The 17899-nt window shown below is 62.7% G+C and carries 20 protein-coding genes; 7 read left to right on the top strand and 13 right to left on the bottom strand.

Going from position 1 to position 17899, the window contains the following annotated elements:
• Window positions 1–59: 59 nt before the first annotated feature.
• Window positions 60–1118, bottom strand: coding sequence for a DUF4105 domain-containing protein (locus tag ASN89_RS26015; protein ID WP_052755756.1), 1059 nt, complete (start codon window positions 1116–1118; stop codon window positions 60–62).
• A gap of 165 nt (window positions 1119–1283) precedes the next feature.
• On the opposite strand from ASN89_RS26015, the gene ASN89_RS26010 reads away from it, so the two are divergent.
• Window positions 1284–1988: a hypothetical protein gene (locus ASN89_RS26010; RefSeq protein ID WP_058051272.1), complete on the top strand. Its 705-nt coding sequence runs from the start codon at window positions 1284–1286 to the stop codon at window positions 1986–1988.
• A gap of 40 nt (window positions 1989–2028) precedes the next feature.
• On the top strand, window positions 2029–2385 hold the full coding sequence (locus tag ASN89_RS26005; RefSeq protein ID WP_058051271.1) for a glyoxalase superfamily protein: 357 nt from the start codon (window positions 2029–2031) through the stop codon (window positions 2383–2385).
• Between the two features lie 3 nt (window positions 2386–2388).
• On the opposite strand, the gene ASN89_RS26000 is transcribed toward ASN89_RS26005, so the two are convergent.
• On the bottom strand, window positions 2389–3558 hold the full coding sequence (locus tag ASN89_RS26000; protein WP_058051270.1) for a mandelate racemase/muconate lactonizing enzyme family protein: 1170 nt from the start codon (window positions 3556–3558) through the stop codon (window positions 2389–2391).
• Between the two features lie 99 nt (window positions 3559–3657).
• On the opposite strand from ASN89_RS26000, the gene ASN89_RS25995 reads away from it, so the two are divergent.
• Complete coding sequence (locus tag ASN89_RS25995; protein ID WP_058051269.1) at window positions 3658–4572, top strand: LysR family transcriptional regulator; 915 nt, start codon at window positions 3658–3660, stop codon at window positions 4570–4572.
• A 48-nt stretch (window positions 4573–4620) separates the two neighbouring features.
• On the top strand, window positions 4621–5484 hold the full coding sequence (motA, locus tag ASN89_RS25990; RefSeq protein WP_034749759.1) for a flagellar motor stator protein MotA: 864 nt from the start codon (window positions 4621–4623) through the stop codon (window positions 5482–5484).
• Window positions 5485–5499: 15 nt separating this feature from the next.
• Here motA and ASN89_RS25985 read toward each other — a convergent pair whose 3' ends face one another.
• The 6 genes from ASN89_RS25985 to ASN89_RS25965 all read right to left on the bottom strand — a co-directional run bounded on the left by ASN89_RS25985 (window position 5500) and on the right by ASN89_RS25965 (window position 11466).
• Entirely contained in the window at window positions 5500–5898 is a 399-nt protein-coding gene (locus ASN89_RS25985; protein WP_058051268.1) for a VOC family protein, read from the bottom strand.
• Between the two features lie 58 nt (window positions 5899–5956).
• Window positions 5957–7399, bottom strand: coding sequence for a PLP-dependent aminotransferase family protein (locus ASN89_RS25980; RefSeq protein ID WP_046683933.1), 1443 nt, complete (start codon window positions 7397–7399; stop codon window positions 5957–5959).
• 10 nt (window positions 7400–7409) lie between these two features.
• A complete protein-coding gene (locus tag ASN89_RS25975; RefSeq protein ID WP_058051267.1) occupies window positions 7410–7994 on the bottom strand; it encodes a LysE family translocator in 585 nt (194 codons plus the stop codon).
• 199 nt (window positions 7995–8193) lie between these two features.
• Window positions 8194–8574, bottom strand: coding sequence for a hypothetical protein (locus tag ASN89_RS28855; protein WP_152988701.1), 381 nt, complete (start codon window positions 8572–8574; stop codon window positions 8194–8196).
• A gap of 547 nt (window positions 8575–9121) precedes the next feature.
• Entirely contained in the window at window positions 9122–10939 is a 1818-nt protein-coding gene (locus ASN89_RS25970; protein ID WP_152988700.1) for a DUF4153 domain-containing protein, read from the bottom strand.
• A gap of 89 nt (window positions 10940–11028) precedes the next feature.
• Window positions 11029–11466: a hypothetical protein gene (locus tag ASN89_RS25965; protein ID WP_058051266.1), complete on the bottom strand. Its 438-nt coding sequence runs from the start codon at window positions 11464–11466 to the stop codon at window positions 11029–11031.
• An 83-nt stretch (window positions 11467–11549) separates the two neighbouring features.
• Between ASN89_RS25965 and ASN89_RS25960 the strand changes: the two genes are divergently transcribed.
• Both ASN89_RS25960 and ASN89_RS25955 read left to right on the top strand, forming a co-directional pair.
• Window positions 11550–11933 (top strand): MerR family transcriptional regulator, encoded by a 384-nt coding sequence (locus tag ASN89_RS25960; protein WP_058051265.1) that lies wholly within the window; start codon window positions 11550–11552, stop codon window positions 11931–11933.
• Window positions 11920–12348: a DUF4952 domain-containing protein gene (locus ASN89_RS25955; protein ID WP_058051264.1), complete on the top strand. Its 429-nt coding sequence runs from the start codon at window positions 11920–11922 to the stop codon at window positions 12346–12348. Before ASN89_RS25960 ends, ASN89_RS25955 begins: the two co-directional genes overlap by 14 nt.
• Window positions 12349–12405: 57 nt before the next feature.
• Here ASN89_RS25955 and ASN89_RS25950 read toward each other — a convergent pair whose 3' ends face one another.
• The 3 genes from ASN89_RS25950 to ASN89_RS25940 form a co-directional block, all read right to left on the bottom strand.
• On the bottom strand, window positions 12406–13047 hold the full coding sequence (locus ASN89_RS25950; RefSeq protein ID WP_058051263.1) for a choice-of-anchor C family PEP-CTERM protein: 642 nt from the start codon (window positions 13045–13047) through the stop codon (window positions 12406–12408).
• 130 nt (window positions 13048–13177) lie between these two features.
• Entirely contained in the window at window positions 13178–13672 is a 495-nt protein-coding gene (gene rraA, locus ASN89_RS25945; protein ID WP_058051262.1) for a ribonuclease E activity regulator RraA, read from the bottom strand.
• 32 nt (window positions 13673–13704) lie between these two features.
• A complete protein-coding gene (locus ASN89_RS25940) occupies window positions 13705–14940 on the bottom strand; it encodes an MFS transporter (protein WP_058051261.1) in 1236 nt (411 codons plus the stop codon).
• A 100-nt stretch (window positions 14941–15040) separates the two neighbouring features.
• On the opposite strand from ASN89_RS25940, the gene ASN89_RS25935 reads away from it, so the two are divergent.
• Complete coding sequence (locus ASN89_RS25935) at window positions 15041–15841, top strand: AraC family transcriptional regulator (protein ID WP_046683925.1); 801 nt, start codon at window positions 15041–15043, stop codon at window positions 15839–15841.
• Here the strand turns inward: ASN89_RS25935 and fliD are convergent.
• Together fliD and ASN89_RS25925 are read right to left on the bottom strand one after the other, a co-directional pair.
• The gene (gene fliD / locus ASN89_RS25930; RefSeq protein ID WP_058051260.1) at window positions 15838–17223 is read right to left on the bottom strand and encodes a flagellar filament capping protein FliD; all 1386 of its coding nucleotides are present in this window, start codon (window positions 17221–17223) and stop codon (window positions 15838–15840) included. The genes ASN89_RS25935 and fliD overlap by 4 nt on opposite strands.
• Window positions 17224–17452: 229 nt before the next feature.
• Complete coding sequence (locus tag ASN89_RS25925; RefSeq protein ID WP_268766408.1) at window positions 17453–17797, bottom strand: PilZ domain-containing protein; 345 nt, start codon at window positions 17795–17797, stop codon at window positions 17453–17455.
• Window positions 17798–17899 lie beyond the last annotated feature (102 nt).

Genomic DNA, 17899 nt, shown 5'->3' with positions numbered 1-17899 from the left:
AAGTGAGACCGGCCGCGAAAGGCGGCCGGTCGGATATGGCGACAGTATAAGGCAGACCGCTACTGGCGTGGCATTTGCAGCGTCGGATGGCCCGCTTCGTCATAGCCAGGCATGGCGCGGCGGATCGCGTGCGAAAAATCCGCGTCGTCGTTGGCAGCCCGTGCGCGCGCCGTGATATGGCCGCCATCGCGCAGCTGCTGGAAGGTCTGGCCGGGTACCAGGCCCTTGACGTCGAACAGGTAACGGTCCAGGTAGCCCGAGGCCATCAGCCGGTAGTCGAGCGGCAGGCCCGGCACGATGCGGCGCACCATCTCGAAGACGATGGTGGTGCAGTTGGCCGTCAGGGTGTTGTAGAACTGCGGCTGGTTCTTCAGCGATTGCGCCTCGTCCAGGTAGGCGAGGAACAGCGAGCGCATGGCCGCCTTCGGCATCATGACGCGGTACAGATGCATATCCTCGCCGCGCGCATTCGTGCGCACGCGCAGGATGTCGCGCTCGTCGGCGGCGATCAGGCTCATTTCGAAATGCTTGAAGAAGCCGCCGATGGCGGAAAAGCTCTCGCCCTTCTCCTTGCGGATCTCGATGGAAAACGTCAGGAAGCGCCCGTCCGCAAAGCCGAACGAGATCAGGGTGTGCGCGATGTACGGCCCCGTCCAGTACGACAACGCCGTGTCCACCGTGCGCAATTCGTCGAGGTCGTAGCTGCGCTGCTCCCACTTGACCGTGTAGTCGTCATCGCTGCGCCAGTCGAAATTGCGCACATTGTCCAGGGTGACGAGATTGCCTTTCACGGAGCCCGTCACATTACGCGCCACGTCGTCGGCCCACACGCGCTGCTGCTTCGGCGTGATGAAACTCCACCACACGAGCAGCAGGATAAAACCGGCCGCATACGGCAGCAGCACGCGCATGTCGCCGCGCATCCACCACAGCGCGATGCTGGCCACGCCCAGTGCGCCCCACAGCAGCGCGCCGATGCCTTGCGCCGCCGTGCCGCCGGATAGCTGGTACCACAGCGCCAGCGCGCCCCACAATGCAGTCAACAGGATAATCAGGGAAACGGCCATTTTGCCTATGCTGGCCAGCACGGAGCGGGCTTGATGTGATAATAAAGTCATGCCGTGATTATAGGGGCAAGCGGAGGAATAGGTGAGTTCAGGCAAGCATGGGCAAAGTCATCTGGGCATATAATATTGCTTGCATGGCAATTTACTTCATGAGAACATTCTGCACAAATAAAATGTATAGACAAGGCGCCCTGCCTTGCCATCCACGGAGACACCTTGCAATCGAGTTCACTGTACGCCCTCGCCGGCAGCCTCAATTCCCTCTTCATCGTCGTCAGCCTGTTTGGCTTGTGGTCGCAGCTGCAAAAAATCTGGCAGCGCAAGCGCGATACTGGTATCGGCGCCGGCAAGACGACGGACATCCTGTCCATCAACCAGTTTACCGTCAGCTTCCTCGCCTACTGCGCCTTCTTCGTGTACGGCTATTCGATCACGCCATTCAACCACTACATCGTCTGGCCCCGTTTGATCGCCTCGCTGATCGCGCTGGGCATCCTGTTCGAGATATATCGTGACCGCCGCAGCACGACATCGCGCAATGCGCTGCTGGCCTGCGCGCTGCTGCTGGGCGCGGGTGTGGCGGGGCTGGCCTTCGGCCCCACCTTCACGGATGAAAAGCGCGTGATCTCGCAAAGCCTGATCGTCGCCGTCACCGTGCTGCTGGCGCAGGGCTATGCGCACCAGATCCGTTTGATCTGGCGCTCGGGCAAGACGGGCGCCGTGTCCCTGAAAATGAGCCAGTTCATCCTGGCGATGGATGTCAGCACCATCTTCTTTGCCTGCGTCATGGGCCTGTCGACGGGCTGGCCCTTGCTGCTGCTGGCCAGCGTCAGCGCCACGACCAAGCTTGCCATCATGTGGCTGTTCCGCTGGGAGAAGACCAGCCCCGCCGCGCAGGTGAAACGCCAGGCGCCGGCCTGACGTTAAAATAATCGCTTGCCACCTTATTGAAAGCGCCGCCATGCATGCCCCCATCCCCATCCTGCGCAGCTTTTCCGAAGAAAAAGCACGCGAGTTCTACCTCGGTTTTCTCGGTTTTACCCTGGACTGGGAACATCGCTTCGAGCAGGCGGCGCCGCTGTACCTGCAGGTGACGCGCGGCGACCTGGTGCTGCACCTGTCCGAACACCACGGCGACGCCACACCGGGCGCGGCGCTCTTGATCCCCGTCGACGATATCGCCGCCCTGCACGCGGAATTGCGCGACAGGGATTATCCGTATGCGCGGCCCGGCATCCGCGACGAGGACTGGGGCCGCATCCTGGAAGTGGCCGACCCGTTCGGCAACCGGCTGCGCTTCTGGCAGCGCGGCGAATAACGCTTACTGCCCGCTCAGGGCGCGCATCTCCGCATACAGGTTCGCCTTGCCCTCGAAGCCGATGCCGACCAGGTCCGGCATGGTGATGTGGCCGTTTTCGACGCGCACGCCATCGGGAAAACCGCCGAACGGCTGGAACAGATCGGGATACGATTCATTGCCGCCCAGGCCCAGCCCGGCCGCGATATTCAGCGACATCTGGTGGCCGCCGTGCGGGATGCAGCGGCTGCGCGACCAGCCGTGCTGGTGCAGCATGTCCATGGTGCGCAAATATTCCACCAGGCCGTAGCTGAGGGCGCAATCGAACTGCAGCCAGTCGCGGTCGGCGCGCATGCCGCCGTAGCGGATCAGGTTGCGCGCATCCTGCATGGAAAACAGGTTTTCGCCCGTCGCCATCGGCTTGTCGTAATAGCTGCGCAAGGTCGCTTGCAGCTCGAAGTCGAGCGGGTCGCCCGCCTCCTCGTACCAGAACAGATCGTACTGGCGCAGCGCCTTGGCGTAGGCGATCGACGTATCGAGGTCGAAGCGGCCGTTCGCATCCACGCACAGCTTTTGCCCATCCTGCAGCACTTCCATGATGGCGTCGATGCGGCGCAAGTCCTCGTCCAGCGAAGCGCCGCCGATCTTTTTCTTGACCACCGTATAGCCGCGGTCGATGTAGCTGCGCATTTCGTCCTGCAAGGCGGACAGGCTCTGGCCCGGGTAGTAATAGCCGCCCGCCGCATACACGAACACTTTTTTGTCGGGCACGCCCGTGCCGTGGCGCTCGGCCAGCAGCTGGAACAGCGGCTTGTTCTCGATCTTCGCCACGGCGTCCCAGATGGCCATGTCGATGGTGCCGATGGCTACCGAGCGCTCGCCGTGGCCGCCCGGCTTTTCATTCGTGTACATGCAGTCCCACACCTTGTGCGGATCGAGGTTGCCGCCGTCATCCGTGACGAGCGAGGCGGGATCGGCGTCGAGGATGCGGGGAATGAAACGCTCGCGCATCAGCATGCCCTGGCCGTAGCGGCCATTCGAATTGAAGCCGTAGCCGACGACGGGCTTGCCGTCGCGCATCACGTCCGTGACGACGGCCACCAGGCTCAGGGTCATCTTGGTAAAGTCGATGTAGGCGTTGCGGATGGGGGAAGAGATGGGGATGGTCTTTTCGCGGATGTCGACGATTTTCATGCGGGTCTCCTGTGAGTGAAAACAATGACGCCAGCTTAACCGCGATAGTCAGTCGTATAATCTATATCAATTTAAACCATTCTTCACTTGAAGTTAATAATGAAGAGCGACGCCACGACGGAAATGGCCTTTTTTGTGCTGCTGGCCAAGCTGGGCAGCCTGTCGGCCACGGCGCGCGAGCTGGGCATCACGCCGCCCGCCGTCAGCAAGCGCCTGCAGCTGATGGAGCAGCGCCTGGGCGTGCGCCTGCTGAACCGCAGCACGCGGCGCATCAGCCTGACGGGCGATGGCGAAAGCTATCTGCAACAGGCGCGGCAGATCCTCGACGATATCCGCGCCATGGAAGAGTCCTTGGCCAGCGGCAGCGCGGAACCGAAAGGCTTGTTGCGCGTGAATGCCACCCTGGGTTTCGGCCGCACGGTGATCGCGCCATTGCTGTCGCAATTCGCCCTGCGCCACCCCCAACTGGAAGTGCAGCTGCAACTGACGGACAGCCCCATCAACCTGGTCGAGCAGGCCTACGACCTGGGCATCCGCTTCGGCGACTTGCCCGACACGCGTTTGTCGGCACGGCGCATCATGTCGAACCGGCGCTTCCTGTGCGCCTCGCCCGCTTACCTGCAGGCGCACGGCACGCCGCAAACGCCCGACGACCTGGCGCGGCACCGCTGCATCGTGCACCGGCAGAATGACGACGCCTACGGCATCTGGCGCCTGAGCCGTGGCCGCGCCACCCACACCGTCAAGGTGCGCGGCACGGTGGCCAGCAACGATGGCGACGTGGTGCTGGGCTGGGCGCTGGACGGGCACGGCATCCTGCTGCGCTCGGAATGGGACCTGGCCCGCTACCTCGACAGCGGCCGCCTGCGCGTGGTGCTGGAAGACTATGCGCTGGCGCCGGCCGACCTGTACGCCTATTATCCGAGCCGCCACCAGCTGCCCGCCAAAGTGCGCGCTTTTATCAATTTTCTCATCGAGCAGTTGCAGCCGGACTCGGCCAATACGGGGAAATAGGGTTACACTACAATATTGCGATATGGCAATATTATGAAGGAGTAGGTTTTGCTAGTCATACTCGGATTTCTCGTCGTGCTGTTTTCCGTCTTCGGCGGCTTCGCCATGCAGGGCGGTCACCTGGGCGCCTTGTTCCAGCCGCTGGAACTGCTGATGATCGGCGGCGCCGCACTGGGCACCTTCTTTGTCGGCAATGACGCCAAGGCCATCCGCGCCACGTTCGCCGCCCTGCCCACCCTGTTTCACGGCTCGCAATACACGAAGGCGCGCTATATGGAGCTGATGGGGCTGATGTATGAAATCCTCAGCAAGATCCGCAAGGAAGGCCTGATGTCGGTCGAGGACGATATCGACGACCCGTACCGCAGTCCCATCTTCATCAAATATCCGTATACGCTCGGTGACGAGCACATCCTGGAATTCATTACCGATTACCTGCGCCTGATGGTATCGGGCAATATGGACGCTTACCAGATCGAAAACCTGATGGATAACGAGATCGAGACGCACCATGAAGATGCGGAAATGCCGATCCAGACGATTTCTCAGCTGGCCGACGCCATGCCCGCCTTCGGCATCGTGGCCGCCGTCATGGGCGTCGTGCACACGATGGCCTCCGTCGGCTTGCCGCCGGCCGAACTGGGCGTGCTGATCGCGCAGGCGCTGGTGGGCACCTTCATCGGCATCTTGCTGGCCTACGGTTTCATCGCGCCCCTGGCCAGCTTGCTGCGCCGCAAGCACCATGAAACGGCGAAGATGTACCAGTGCGTGAAAGTGACCCTGCTGGCCAGCCTGAACGGCTATGCGCCGGCGCTGGCCGTGGAATTTGGCCGCAAGGTCATTTCCGCCACGGAACGCCCCTCGTTCAGCGAGCTGGAAAACCACGTGCGCCAGGTGCGCACGAAGAACTGATTCCAGCGGTTCGCCTCAGGCTTCCGGCGCCGTCCAGACCAGGTTCCACAGGTGGCCATCGATATCCTCGAAGCCCTGGTCGTACATGAAACCCTGGTCTTCGGGCGGATGCGGTATGCGGCCACCGGCGGCTCGGGCCTTGGCGATCAGGCCGTCCACCTCTTCCCGGCTTTCGCAACTGAGGCAAATGACGACTTCATTGGCTTGCCTGGCATCCGCCACCGGTTTGCCGATCAGTGACTGGAAGAAGGCTTCGGTCGTCAGCATGGCCTGGATGCTGCCGTCGACAATGTTCATGAACGCCGCGTTCTCGCCGCTGAAGCGGGAATCGAAAGTAAAGCCGAGAGCGGAAAAGAAGGCCTTGGATTTATCCAGGTCCTTCACGGGCAGGTTGAGAATGATCTGTTTGTGCATGGCGCTTCCTTGCTCACACGTTGACGAAAAAATCATCCCTCCAGAATACCAATAAAAGCTAAAGGAAGGCGCGGGCCAGGCTGGAGCGCGCGCCAGCCACCGCGCGCAGGCGTTCTTCAAGGTAGGCGCTCACGCGGGGATGCTGGCTGAAGGCGACGTTGAAGCGGATATGCTGGTCGGGCGTGTCGTTGGCCGAGAACGCGGCGCCGCGCATCAGCAGGATCTTGTTGCGGTAGGCGTCCTGCACCAGCAAGTCCACGTCCAGCCCTTCGGGCATGCTGCCCCACAGGAAAATGCCTGCGTCGCCGGGCTGCTCGAACAGCACGCCGGCCGCGCTCAGCTGCCGCGTGCTGGCGTTGCGCGCCACCATGATCTTGCGTTGCAGCCGCTCCAGGTGCTTGCGCAGGTTGCCGGCCTTGAGCACTTCCAGCAGCACGTATTCGTTCAGCGCAGGCAAGGTCATGATGGAATGGATCTTGGTACGCATCAGCAGCTTGAGCAAGGTGGGTGCCGCGGCCAGGTAGCCCATGCGCAGGGCCGGGCTCAGCGCCTTGCACAGGCTCGAGTAATAGATCACGCCGTCCAGTCCGGACAACGACGCCAGCCGCGTGCTGTGACCCGGCTGGAAATGGCCGTGCACGTCGTCTTCGGCGATCAGGAAGCCATATTGCTGCGCCATGATCAGCACCTTGTGCAGGTTGGCGGCGCTGCTGCTCCACCCGGTGGGATTGTGCAAAGCCGTCTGCACGAACAGCAGGCGCGGACGGTGCGCGCGGCAGGCCGCTTCCAGTTCGTCCAGGTCGAGGCCATCGGGACGGCGCTTGATGGGCACCAGGCGCACGCCATCCTGGCGCAGCCTGCCGAACATCAGGAAGTATCCGGGGTCTTCCACCAGCACCGTATCGCCGGGCTGCAGAAACGTGCGGCAGATCAGATCGATGGCATGGGTGCCGCCGAAAGTGGTGAGGATGTGGCTGGCATCCGCGGCGATGCCGATGCCGCGCAACAGCAGCGCAATCTGCTCGCGCAGTTCGGCCAGCCCTTGCGGCGGACAGCGCGAAGCCATGCCGGCCGCGCTGCGCGCCAGGCCACGTTGCACGGCGGCCGCCGGCAGCGCATCCTGCAGCCACGTGGGCGGCAAGGCGCCGCTGCTGGCCAGCAGCACGCCCGGCCGCTGGTCGTTCACTTGCTGGCTCAGCCAGACCGGTTCCTGCTCCTGGCCCGCTTCCAGCGCCACCTCGTCGGGGATGGCGCGGCTGGCGTCAGCGGGGGCGCAGACGAAGAAGCCCGTCGTGCCGTGCGTATCGATGACGCCTGCGGCCACCAGCCTGTCATACGCCACCACCACGGTGTTGGTGCTCACCGCAAGTTGCGTGGCGAGCTGGCGGATCGACGGCAGCCTCGTCCCGCCAGGCAGGACGCGTTGCGCGATCTGCTGGCGCAATGCGGCCTCGATCTGCTTGAACAGGGCGATGGGCGAGGAGCGGTCGATGGCGAACATGGGTGGCAGTCTAGCGTAAAAACGTCAGGGCGAGGACCAGCAGGATGGCGCCCATCGTCAAATTGAATATGCGCTGGTTGCGGGGCGCTTTCAGCACGCTGCGGATCGAGACGCCGAACAGCGCCCACATGGCGTTGCACGGCATGCCCACCACGGTGCCGATCAGGGACACGAGCAGCGCGCTGGCGAGCATATTGCCCTGCGCAGGCATGAAGACGGACGCCATGGTGATCGCCTTGAGCCAGCTCTTCGGGTTCAGCGCCTGAAACAGCGCCGCCTGCGCAAACGACACGGCCTTCGGTGCGCCGGCCCCCGCCACCGAAGCGCCGGCAAGCTTCCAGGCCAAAAACATCAGGTACAGCGCGCCCGCGATCCGCAGCACCTGCTGCGCCATCGGGTACGCGACGAACACGCTGCCCAGCCCCACGCACATGAGCATGGTCTGCACGAAGATGCCGACCTGGATGCCGAGGATCACCGGCAGCGCACCGCGATAGCCGAAATTGGCGCCGGTGGTGGCCAGCATGACGTTGTTCGGCCCGGGCGTGGCGGACATCACAAAGCAATAGCTCATCAGGGGCAGGAGTTCGGTCATGGCAGGCAGTCGCAGCGTGGAGAAGTCCCCAGTCTAGAAGCGCGGCACAGCGGGGACAAGGCACAAGGCGCCCAATACAAGCACATGCTGTATCAGTCGAACGACTGCTACAGCGGCGATACAGGCCGCCCCCGCGCGGACAACCATCTGGAAAGCGCTGTGTCTGTCCGGTTGCGGCCGACGGCGCCGAAGGGCATGGTCAATGTTGATAACGGACTTCAGCGTCCACCGCAGGCGCACAACGCAACTGGCGGATTGCCAGTGGGCTCAAGCGAGTCGAATTGTCATTTCGAAGGAGCTTCCACATTGGCTGGGATACCCCCCCCTTCATCAATGCCTGTCGAATAGCGCGCTCCACGACTGAGGGCGTAATGGCACGCGTAAAATTACCCAGCCAAATATCCGGACGTGCGATATCTGTTCTCACCAGAAGGGTGGTTCGGCCACCGCTTTCAGATTCAACTGCGAAAGACAGATTCGTTTCCCCCATGGCCTGTGTATAGGCAGGTAGGCTGACCGACCATCGATATGGTAAAGAATCGACAATAATCCGGCGGCTTCCTTTTCTTGCAATGGACATGACATTTCCTGTGCTTCAGTGGCAGCCTCTGGCCGGTTGCCGCCGTTGGCAGGTTACGCCCCTTTGCGGAATTTGGCGTGCTACCGATAGTAGAGCCCTGCACAGACGATTTGCGGTATATCGACTCGTACCACCTTGGGCTGTTTGCTGGCAGGCATCAGGTTGACCCGCTCGATACACGTGTAAGTGAGAATATTTTGACGTCTCTTCATGCAAGTGGTCGACGGTGCCATATCGACTGGGTCACAGGCAAATCCATTAGCCTCAAGGGTTTTTGTTGCACTTGCCATATCGAATCCAGGTTCGAGAAGCTTATGGACGTCAGTAGCAAACCGTTCATTGTTCACGGTATAGCACCCTCCCAGCCACAGCAGGCAACTCGTAATGAACACGTATCGATGCATACATTCAACCTCATAATGGATATTAGCCGTGAAAGCCCGCTCTTGGCCGATACCGCACAAACGGAATAATTCAGCGCACGAAGTTACCGCCTTCGGCGCAAGCAAGAGGTTCTGTCCGGCGCTGCAAGCCCTCTTCGTGCCACTTACGGGCCCGGCACCGTCTCATCCGGGCAGCTGACCTCGTCCTCTGGCGTATATAGGGTCATCGGTACACGCTGGCCGTCGACTTCCAGCTCGCGCACTTTCGGCGGCACCAACTGGAACTCGCCTGCCTGCAGTTTCTCGCGCAGGGGCTTGCAGCGCAGGGCATCGGTGGGGATTTGTCCGCGCGCGGTCCAGCTGCCGTCTTCCTTTTCAGCCAGCAAGACCGACGAGGCGCGCGGGTCATTGCTGATCAGCAGCACGTCCTGCTTGCCATCGTCGTCGAAATCGAGCAGATACGCGTCGCACTGCTGCCCTGCCCGCTTCAGGCAGGCGGGCAAGCGCCAGGCCGGGCCCACTTGCGTCCAGTCCTGGCGCAGGAAACTCTCCGGCAGTTTCGCCGTGGCCGGGCGCAGGGTCAGGTTGATCGACACGTCGCTCAGCGCGCCCGTCTCGTCGAGGCGATTCTGGCGCTTGAGCATGGCGTCGGCGCGGGCCCGCACGACGGCCGCGTCCGGACCCGTTGTGCGCGTCTTGAGTTCCTGCAAGGCCGCCTGGCCGTAGCGGGCACCCTGGAAGCGCAGGTATTCGAAATCGAACTTGTCCACGCCTATCTTGCCGCTGTCTAGGCGCGCCATCTGGCTGGCCACGGAAATGCGCGCCGGGTCCGCCAGCGGCGAGAACAGGGCGAACAGCACCAGCAGGGTAACAAAGGCGGTGGCCACGTTGACGTTGGAGATCAGGTGCAGCCAGTCGCCATACTTGCTGGCCGCCCACGCATAGCCGGCGGCGTAGCAGGTGGCGATCAACAAGCAGGCGGCAGCGATCAGGCGGTCCGAGGTCCAGCCATGCGACATCACGCGCAGGGTCAGCGCATAGATGGCGATGCCCACCACCCACGGCAGCAGCAGACAGGCCAGGCGCGTGCCGAGGCGGATGCCGCGCGCCACGCCATGGCCCACTTCGCCATTCTGGAAGGCCGCATTGATCAGTACCACCAGCACGCCGGCCATGCCCAGCAGCACGGACGCCGCATGTCGCGTGGCCCACAGGCGCTCGAAGCCGATGAAGGGCAAGGTCAGCAGGAAGCCTGAGACGAGCACGGCGGCGATCGGCATCAGCCACGACAGCAGCACCAGCAGCAAGGTGCGGATGCCGCGCACGATGGAGGGGCGCACATCCGTGATGTGGATGGCGAACGAAAACGCGAAGCAAATGACGGGAATCACGAACCAGGCCTGGCCCAGCAGTTTTTTCAGGAAACTCAACTTGATGAGCAGGAACAGCTGCCCGCCCAGCCACAGCACCAGCCACAGGCCCAGCACGAACAGCAGGGAAAACAGCAGCTGGATGCCGAGCTTCCAGGCGATTTCAAAATAGGTCGGGTAGCGGGCGATGCGCTGGCCATCCTGGGCGCTGGCCAGCACCAGCGCATGGGCGATATAAAAACCCACGACGCAAAAACCGAACAGCTGGGCGGAAATGACGCGCAGCGGCGCGCCCGGTTTGTAGTTGCCCCAGATCACGTGCTCGGCGCCGCGCGCCACGTCGTGCCAGGCCAGCACGGCCATCACGACGGCCGCGCCCGCCATCCACAGGCCGATGCGCTTGACCGACATGTGGCCTAGGCTGGAGACCAGCAGGATGGGCAGCAGCAAACTGATCAGCATCAGCGGCGCCAGCAGATAGGCTTCCGTGGCGGGCCACGCCTTGTCTTGCGCCGTGCTGTACAGCCAGTACAGCAGCAAGCCTTGCAGCAGGCCCGTCACCAGGCGCGTCACCGCGATGCGCGGCGCCACCACCGGATCGAGCAACGCCATGTTTTTTCCTGCGGCATCCTGCTGCATAGTCATTCCTTTAATAGTCGTTTATTGCTGTAAAGCACGGCCATTATTGCATTTCGTTATCGTCATCTCAACAACGATTCGTGCGCGCGTCCTGCCGGCGCGCCTTCGCTGCGGCGCAATGGAAAGCTTTGCGCAAGGCCCCAGGCCAGTTCCGGCACGAAGAACAGCCACAACAGCGGCTGGCCCGTCGTGAACAGCGCCCACGCCATCCAGGTGGAAAACAGGTAGCGCGCTGCCGCGTCATAGCGGCCGAAGCGCGGCTGCGGATCCAGCATGCGCAGCACGGACCAGACCATCACCACGCTGCCGAACAAGCTGCTGATGAGCAGATGAAATGGTCCGAAGACGGGCAGCGGCAGGCCGCCCAGGCTCACGTTAAGGGCGCTCAAGTGATCGTGCAGCAGCAAAAACGTCCACGGCGTGGCAAACGGGGCCGTCATGAGCACATCATAAATGGCGCTGGCGCGCACCACGCGGCGGAAAGCAGAAACGGACAACATGGGAACTCCTGTCGATGGAAAGCGCCCATGATCGAGCTTGGAGTACACTCCATGGTCAAGCATTTTATGAAAGAAAAATCACCATGCAGATCGGCGAGATGGCGCAGGCGACGGGCTTGAGCCGCGATACCCTGCGCTTTTATGAAAAGCGGGGCTTGCTGCGCGCGCGGCGCGGCGCGAACGGCTACCGCGACTACCCGCCCGAGGCGGCAGACTGGCTGCGCTACCTGCGCGCGGCGCAGCAGCTGGGCTTTACCCTGGCGGAAATCGAGGCCGACATGCCGCTACTGGCCAGTGCCGGCGATCCCGCCACGGCGGAACTGCTGCGCGCGGCGCTGGCGCGCAAGCTGGGCGAAATCGATGCGCGCATCGCGGGTTTGACGCAGTTGCGCGGGGAACTGGTGCTGCGCATGGGGCCGGCAGCGGCCGCGTGTCCCTTGCGCGGAGATGCCGATGCAAGTCAGTAAGCTCACTACACTGCTGCCGTGGCTATTCCTGCTGGGCGCGGGCGGCGCACAGGGCGCCGGGCTGGCCTGCGGCGACTTCCTGTCCCGGCTGGGCAAGAAGCCCGCCTATCTCGTCTACCAGGGTTGCCAGCAAAACAGGGAACGCCAGGACCAGCCGTTCGAAGCCCGCTACGCAGTCGATGGCAAGCATGCGCAACAGGCGGAAGCGTATCTGCGGCGCACTTACGGTTTGCCCAAGCTCAAGCGCTATTGCTGCGCCTGGGACAGTACACCCCATTCCTGGCGCGACCGCCGCACGGGCTACGGCTATGTGTTGCTCATGGCCACGGGCGAAACCTTGGTCAGGACGCGCGACGCCTGGCCGCAGATCGAGCGCTTTACGGTGCAGGTGGACGGCTACGCGCAAGACCCTTGACGTAAAAAAACCGCCTGTGCATGGCAGCAGGCGGTTTGATCTCGGACAAAATCAGGCTTACTTGGCGGCCTTGCGGCGGCGCAGGAAAGCCATCAGGCCCAGGCCGGCCAGCAGCATGGCGTAGGTTTCCGGTTCCGGTACGGCGGCCATCACGGCCACGTTGTCGATCACGGCGCCCGAGTAATTGTCGAACGGCGTGCCGGCCTGGGCGGCGCTGGCAAACGACAGGGTCGCCAGGCCGGTGGAAGCGGCCGTGAAGCTCAAGGTGTTGCTGTACAAGGTGTTCGAGGCGGCAGCCGTCGAGTAGAAATTGCCTGCCACGCCACCGAAATTGACGGCCATGCCCTGGCCGGCAGGGCCGCCGGAATTGCGCGCCATGTCAAAGCTCAGGTTGTACGTCTGGCCGGCAACGACATTGAAACTTTGCGACAGGAAACCCGGACCAGGCGTGCCCAGCATGTCGATGCTGTAGCCGTCGATGGCGTTATACGCGTTGCGGATCAGGTCGACCGAGGAAGCGCCCACCGTCCAGCCGCCGATGGCCGAGGAGCCGCCATTGACAACATGAAAGCCGCTGGAAAAAGTATAGCCGGGAGCGACCGATTCAAAATCGCCATTCGTGATCAGGTTGACGGGGCTGGCGCTGGCGGAGCCGGCGGCGAACAGGGCGACAACTGCTGCGATGGTGGCGATTTTCATGATGTGATTTCCTTGCCTTATAGGCATTAAAGTTTCCTTAAGTGAAATCATATCCCAGCCATGACAAAAATCATAGAACTTTGCAAAAATATATTTAATGTGGATAATTTGTAACGTTTTCGGTGCGCCATCAATCGAGTTCCTGGCGCGCCACCAGAATGCCGTCCGCATCGGCGTAGATCCAGTCGCCCGGATGCACGGCCACGCCGCTGATCTGCACGCGCACGTCGCGCTGGCCGGCGCCCGTCTTGTTGCTCTTGCGCGGATGCGTGGCCAGGGCGCGCACGCCGATCTGGCAGACATTGATTTCCTCGCTGTCGCGGATGCAGCCATCGACGACGATGCCGGCCCAGCCATTGCTTTCGGCCAGCACGCCCAGCTGGCCGCCCACCAGCGCGCGGCGCAGGCTGCCGCCGCCATCGATCACCAGCACGTGGCCCTGGCCCGGCGTTTCCAGGGTGCTGCGCACGAGGGCGTTGTCCTCGAACACCTGCAAGGTGGTGGCGGGCCCGCTGAAACGCACGCGCTGGCCGAAAGCGCGGTACACGGGCGGCAGCACGGCCAGGGTGCCGTCGTCGAGCATGGCCGCATAGTCGTCGCACAGGTCGGTGGTGGCAAAGGTCATGGGGATTCCTTTCGTGGCAGATGGCAACGATTCTAGGCCTTTTGCAGCGCCGCGGCACGTGTTTTGCCGCCCACGCCCACGGCCGTGGCAATCGCCAGCGCCTGGAACAGGCCGATGAACACGAACAAGAGGGCCGGATGGTCGCCATCCATCAGCGCGCCAAAGAACAGGGGGCCGACGGCCAGGCCGCTGTCGAGGCCCGAATACACGACGCCATACACGCGCCCGGTGGCATTCTTCGGCGCCGCCGCGCGTATCATCAGGTCGCGCGATGGCCCCGCCACGCCGGACGTCAAGCCGATGGCGCCCATCAGCACCACCGCGCCCCAGGCCGGTACGACGGCCATGGACAGCAGCACGGCCAGCAGCGCGGCGGCGGAAAAGGCGATCGCCACGTTGCGGTCCGGCTGCTTGCTGCGCGCGCCCACCACGCCGCCGGCCAGCATGCCCACGGCCGAGGCCAGCATATAGGCCGTGTAGGCGCTGGTGGCCAGCGCCAGGCTCATGCCGTACAGCTTGACGAGGGCCACGCTGGCAAAGCTCTGGATGCCGCCCAGGGCAATGGCCGTAATGAAGAAAAAGGCAAAGCACATCCACACGGCGGGCAGGCGCAGAAAGTCCAGCGCGCCTTCGCCGCTGGCGGCCTGGCCCGGCGCGGCCTTCTCGACCGGCTCGGGACGGATGGCGTGGCGGTTAAGGAACAGGATCAGCAGCACGCCGAACGGCAGCACGGCCGCGCATTGCAGCGCGATCCGCCAGTCATAATGGGTGGCAACGTACGTCATGAACAGCGGCGCCAGGGCCCAGCCGATATTGCCGCTGATGCCATGCACGGAAAAGCCGTAGGCCACGCGGGCCGCCGAGACGCGCTGGTTGAGGATGGTGTAGTCGGCCGGATGGAACACGCTGTTGCCCATGCCGGCCAGCATGGCGCCCAGCATCAGCGCCGCATAGCTGTGCGCGGTGGACAGGGCCAGCGCCGACACGCCCAGCAAGAAAATACCGGAAAACAACACGGCGCGGGCGCCGAAGCGGTCGACGACAAAGCCGGCCAGCGCCTGCCCCACGCCCGAGATGATGAAAAACACCGTCATCAGCAAGCCCAGCTCTGCATACGACAGGTCGAAGGCGGGCTTCAGCCAGACGAACAGGGCCGCGAGAATCAGGTGGTAGAAGTGCGACACGCCATGCGCCAGCCCCACCAGGGCGATGACGCGCGCATCGCTGCGCAAGGTAGGAAGTTCGGATGCCGAGTGAGTTGTTATCATGTCATACCCTGTCTTATACTGGTGAAGCTCAAGTGTATGCAAAATACCATCGCCTGTTTTCCGACAGGACGACATAATTTATCGAATTAAGGCCAAGCTGATGGGTGTACCTATCCTCCACCATACCCGCATGTGTCCGCCACGGGAAGCGCCCAGCGCGACCATCCCCGTGACCATGGTCGCGCGCGACCTGCAACCCGATGAATTTCTTTCGCCGCACAGCCATCCCTGGGGCCAGGTCACGATGGCGCTCGAAGGCGTGCTGCGCATCACCGCCAACAACAGCAGCTGGGTGCTGCCGCCCATGCGCGCCATCTGGATCGCGCCCAACGTGGAGCATGCCGTCACGATACTGGAAAAAACCCGCTTGCGCCCCCTGTGCATCCATGCCGCGCGCGCGCCGTTCGCGGGCAGCGACTGCAAGGTGCTGGAAGTGTCGAATCTGCTGCGCCAGCTGATCATGGCGCTGGAACAGCTGGACCCGGGACAGGAACCGGCGCGCGAGGCGCTGCTGGCCGAACTGATCCTCGATGAATTGAAACGCTCGGCCACGCGCCCCATCCGCGTCCCCTTGCCCAGCGACAAGCGTCTGAAGACCCTGTGCGACAGCCTGATCGAGAAACCGGGTTTGAACCAGACCCTGGAACACTGGGCGCAGCTGGTCGGCGCCTCGGAGCGTACCCTGGCGCGGCTGTTCGAACGGGAGTTGGGCATGAGTTTCGGCCAGTGGCGCCAGCAAGTGCGCCTGGCGCACGCGGCGCCACTGATCGCGCGCGGCGTGCCGCTGTCGCAGGTGGCCGAAGAACTGGGTTATGCCAGCCAGTCGGCGTTTTCCGCCATGTTCAAGAAGACTTTCGGCAGTTCGCCGTCAGCCTTCTTTGCCCAGGGCGAACGCTCTTAAGCCATGAAGTCGAATAAAGAGTTCTTGCCGGTATAACCCGGCAAGGCCGAGTTCGTTCCCATCTGTTCCTGGGCCGAATAGGCTTTGACCAGCGCCTGCGCCTGTGCCGTCAGCGCCTTGGCCAGCACGGCTTTCTTGTTGGTCAGGGTGGTGATGTCCTTGCCCACCGTCTGCACTTCCTTGCGGATGATGCTCGTTTCGCCCGTCAGCTCGCCGATCTTGCTGGAGAACTGGTCCGCCACGCCCTTGCCGTTATTCGTAAACAGCTTGCTGACGGCGTCCGGATCGGCCGCAATGGCGGCCTTGAGTTTTTTGTCGTCCAGCACCAGTTCGCCGCTTTTGCCCAGGGTCACGCCGGCGCTGCCCAGTACGGACGATGGCACGCCCGTGCTGGCCGTGCGCAACACTTGCTCCATCTGCGAGCGCACCTGGCCCAGGGCCGTATCGGACTTCAAATCGCCCTGCTGCAGGCTCTGCAGCTTGCTGTTGAGTTCATTGTAGGCCGTGACGAAGCTGGCCACGTTGGTCGCGATCTGGCTGCTGTCCTTGGCGATGACGAGGTCGGTCACACCCTTTTTCTTCAATTCGATGGTGGCGCCCTCGACAGCCGTCGTCAAGGTATTCGTGGCGCTCTTGATCTCCTTGCCGTCGACGGTCAGCAGCGCATCCTGCGCGGCAGCCGTTTGCTGCATGCCCTTGCCGGCGCCGGGCGCATAGCTGAGCAGATTGCTGACGGCCGCATCGCCGGACACACTGATGCGCATGCTGCTGTCGGCGCCGCTCTTGCCGTTCAGCGCCAGCGAATAGCCATCGGGGCCTTTGACCACGCTGGCGTCGATGCCCTGCTGCTTGAGCGCGGCGGCGATGCCGTCGAGGCTATTGTTGCTGCTGTCTATCGTGAGCGAGATGATCTTGCCGCTGCCGGGCGTGAATTGCTTGCCGTCGGCCGTGCCCACTTCGATCTTGACCAGCGCGGGCGCCCCAGTGCCGATCGGCGCGCTCGAGGATTTCTGCGCGCCGCTGAGCAGGGTCTGCCCCTGCGCCAGCTGCTTGACGTTCAGCTCATGGCTGCCGCTGGCGGCCTTGTCGGTGGTGGTGGCGCTCAGCACATCCTTGGCGCTCGACGTGGCCGACGTGGCCAGGCCGCTGCCGGCCATGTTCTTGGCCACGGTCTGGAATTTCGCCAGCGCCGATTGCAGCTGGCCCAGGCCGGAGAACTTAGCCTGGTCGCGCGCCAGGCTGGCGTTGAGCTTGACGACGCCCGTGTTCTGCGACTGCATCTGCCGCTCCACCTTCGCATACACATCAGCCGAGATATTGCCCTGCGTCGTCTGCTGCGTGTTGTTGGTGTAAGCCCTGCTGTTGATGGTCGAATTAAACATGGTAGGCGTTCCCGTCGGGTGTAAGGTCATGACACACGGTTCAGGTCCTGACCGTGCTGCGCAAGAAACGGACGGCAGGCGCGCGTGGCGCGGCGGCGTCCCTCTTCTGGTTGATAATTATGCAGTATTACCGGAATATCAAAACAGCGAACAGAACAAGTTTTTCCTGACTGCAAACCTATATGCACCATTCTAGCGCGTTTCACTTGCCGCTTATCGCGGGCATGCCTCAGCGCATGAATTTCGAAATGGCGCTACTGACAGCCATGTCCAGTTGCAGGAAAGTGAGTCCCACCTTGAAACCGGCACTGCTGAAAATGCAGTGCGAGACGGACACGCGCGCCTCGATGATGTGCGCCGCGCCATCGTAAAACAGCTCGAACAGCACCTTGCCCTGCTTGCCTGTCGGCACCGGCTCAGCGATGACGGCCGCCATGCCGCCCGGCCCTACATCAAGGGTACGTGCCGCCACTGGGCCCGCACCATCCATTACCAACATTGCCTTGGCACGCAATATCTTGCGTGCGCCCTGCCTTTGCTCTACTGACACTGTATTCCGCTTCTCTCTATGCATTGTCGATACGAATTCGCCATGCGAACTCATCGGACAAATATTATAGTTCCAAATGGAAATTTTGTTTGACTTGTCTCAAGCTTGGCATTTAAACCATACCAA

This window comes from Janthinobacterium sp. Ant5-2-1 (genome assembly GCF_001445815.1).
GTDB classification, from domain to species: Bacteria; Pseudomonadota; Gammaproteobacteria; order Burkholderiales; family Burkholderiaceae_D; genus Janthinobacterium; species Janthinobacterium lividum_E.
The sequence above is the reverse complement of the archived record's forward strand: the minus strand, read 5'-3'. Positions and strand labels throughout refer to the sequence as shown.

Coding starts and splice junctions, on each gene's coding strand:
- ASN89_RS26015 (WP_052755756.1), bottom strand. CDS start 1,118: ATGACTTTATTATCACATCAAGCCCGCTCCGTGCTGGCCAGCATAGGC.
- ASN89_RS26005 (WP_058051271.1), top strand. CDS start 2,029: ATGCATGCCCCCATCCCCATCCTGCGCAGCTTTTCCGAAGAAAAAGCA.
- ASN89_RS26000 (WP_058051270.1), bottom strand. CDS start 3,558: ATGAAAATCGTCGACATCCGCGAAAAGACCATCCCCATCTCTTCCCCC.
- ASN89_RS25995 (WP_058051269.1), top strand. CDS start 3,658: ATGAAGAGCGACGCCACGACGGAAATGGCCTTTTTTGTGCTGCTGGCC.
- ASN89_RS25985 (WP_058051268.1), bottom strand. CDS start 5,898: ATGCACAAACAGATCATTCTCAACCTGCCCGTGAAGGACCTGGATAAA.
- ASN89_RS25980 (WP_046683933.1), bottom strand. CDS start 7,399: ATGTTCGCCATCGACCGCTCCTCGCCCATCGCCCTGTTCAAGCAGATC.
- ASN89_RS25975 (WP_058051267.1), bottom strand. CDS start 7,994: ATGACCGAACTCCTGCCCCTGATGAGCTATTGCTTTGTGATGTCCGCC.
- ASN89_RS28855 (WP_152988701.1), bottom strand. CDS start 8,574: ATGTCCATTGCAAGAAAAGGAAGCCGCCGGATTATTGTCGATTCTTTA.
- ASN89_RS25970 (WP_152988700.1), bottom strand. CDS start 10,939: ATGGCGTTGCTCGATCCGGTGGTGGCGCCGCGCATCGCGGTGACGCGC.
- ASN89_RS25965 (WP_058051266.1), bottom strand. CDS start 11,466: ATGTTGTCCGTTTCTGCTTTCCGCCGCGTGGTGCGCGCCAGCGCCATT.
- ASN89_RS25960 (WP_058051265.1), top strand. CDS start 11,550: ATGCAGATCGGCGAGATGGCGCAGGCGACGGGCTTGAGCCGCGATACC.
- ASN89_RS25955 (WP_058051264.1), top strand. CDS start 11,920: ATGCAAGTCAGTAAGCTCACTACACTGCTGCCGTGGCTATTCCTGCTG.
- ASN89_RS25950 (WP_058051263.1), bottom strand. CDS start 13,047: ATGAAAATCGCCACCATCGCAGCAGTTGTCGCCCTGTTCGCCGCCGGC.
- rraA (WP_058051262.1), bottom strand. CDS start 13,672: ATGACCTTTGCCACCACCGACCTGTGCGACGACTATGCGGCCATGCTC.
- ASN89_RS25940 (WP_058051261.1), bottom strand. CDS start 14,940: ATGATAACAACTCACTCGGCATCCGAACTTCCTACCTTGCGCAGCGAT.
- ASN89_RS25935 (WP_046683925.1), top strand. CDS start 15,041: ATGGGTGTACCTATCCTCCACCATACCCGCATGTGTCCGCCACGGGAA.
- fliD (WP_058051260.1), bottom strand. CDS start 17,223: ATGTTTAATTCGACCATCAACAGCAGGGCTTACACCAACAACACGCAG.
- ASN89_RS25925 (WP_268766408.1), bottom strand. CDS start 17,797: ATGCATAGAGAGAAGCGGAATACAGTGTCAGTAGAGCAAAGGCAGGGC.